The organism is Micrococcus sp. LASM2_SD2, from assembly GCF_057364565.1.
The window spans coordinates 1-1,310 of record NZ_JBNFOB010000381.1 but is presented as its reverse complement, the minus strand read 5'-3'; the positions used below and the strand labels follow the sequence as shown (position 1 = coordinate 1,310).

The following is a 1,310-nucleotide window of genomic DNA, read 5'->3' as shown; positions in this document are numbered from 1 at the left end:
GGGGCAGGGCCGAGGCCGCCCGCCCGCCCCGCCTCGGCGAGCTCGGCGCCACCGCCGTCCACACACTCGAGACCGAGGACGCCGCCGCCCGCATGGGCTCGGCCGCCGTGGGCGCGCTGGCCACCGTGATCGGCCAGACGAACCCGGTGGCCGTGCTGCTGCCGAACAACCCGGAGTGCCGCGCGATCGCCGGCCGCCTATCCGTCCGTGTGGGCGGCCCGGTCTGCGCCGACGCCGTGGGCCTGCGCTGGGCGGACGACGAGGTGATCGCCCAGCACTCCGTCTTCGGCGGCGACATCCAGTCCGAGTCCACCGGCGAGGGCGGGCCTCGCATCATCACCGTGCGCGGCGGCTCGATCGACGCCCGCGCCGAGGCCGTCGCCTCCCCGCAGGTGACCGCGATCGACGCCGGCTCCCTGCCGCAGGTGTCCGCCGGCGCCGAGATCCGTGAGGTCTCGCCGCGTCAGAAGACCTCGTCCCGCCCGGAACTGCGCGGCGCGAAGGTCGTCGTCTCCGGCGGCCGCGGCGTGGGCTCCGAGGAGGGCTTCGCCGTGGTCGAGCAGCTGGCGGACGAGCTCGGGGCCGCCGTGGGCGCCTCCCGTGCCGCCGTGGACGCCGGCTACACCCCGGCCGAGCGCCAGGTCGGTCAGACCGGCGTCATCGTGTCCCCGGACCTCTACATCGCCCTGGGCATCTCCGGCGCCATCCAGCACCGCGCCGGCATGCAGACCGCCAAGACGATCGTGGCCGTGGACAAGAACGAGGACGCCGAGATCTTCGAGATCGCCGACTTCAGCATCGTGGGCGACCTGTTCGAGGTCGTCCCGCAGCTGATCGAGCAGATCCGCGCCCGCCGCTGACGCGGCAGACCCCGGGAGGACCACCCATGCCCAAGCAGCGGATGGCCGGGTACACGCCCCTCAAGGGCCGTGCCCACGACGACGACGCCACGCCCCTGACCCAGGACGCCGCACCCTCTCCTGTGGCCCAGGACGGACCTGAGGAGACGGTCGCCCCCGCCACGGCGGCACCTGCCGCCGTGGTCGGTGGCGCTGTCGCCGAGGAGGCGGCCCCGCCCGCTGTCCCGGTGTCTCGCGAAGCGGTCCCGTACGAGCAGCGCCAGCGCATGGCGGGGTACACCCCGTTCCAGGGGCGCGGCGCCGCAGGTCGTGGCCGGCGATGCGCCGTCTGCTGCCGCCGAGTCCGAGGTGTCGTCCGTTCCGTCCTCGCCCGAGCCGACTCCCCGAGTCCCCCTCCGAGCCCCGGTGTGTCCGGCGCACCGCAGGCTGCGGCCGGCGGTGCGCCGGGTG

1 protein-coding gene and 1 pseudogene are annotated in these 1,310 nt (G+C 75.3%); both read left to right on the top strand.

What is annotated here, in order from left to right:
- On the top strand, positions 1–860 hold an 860-nt coding region (locus AC2W7A_RS12535), incomplete at its 5' end, for an electron transfer flavoprotein subunit alpha/FixB family protein (RefSeq protein WP_485991625.1).
- Positions 861–886: 26 nt separating this feature from the next.
- Positions 887–1,310: pseudogene (locus tag AC2W7A_RS12530) on the top strand (hypothetical protein); the annotation flags it as partial.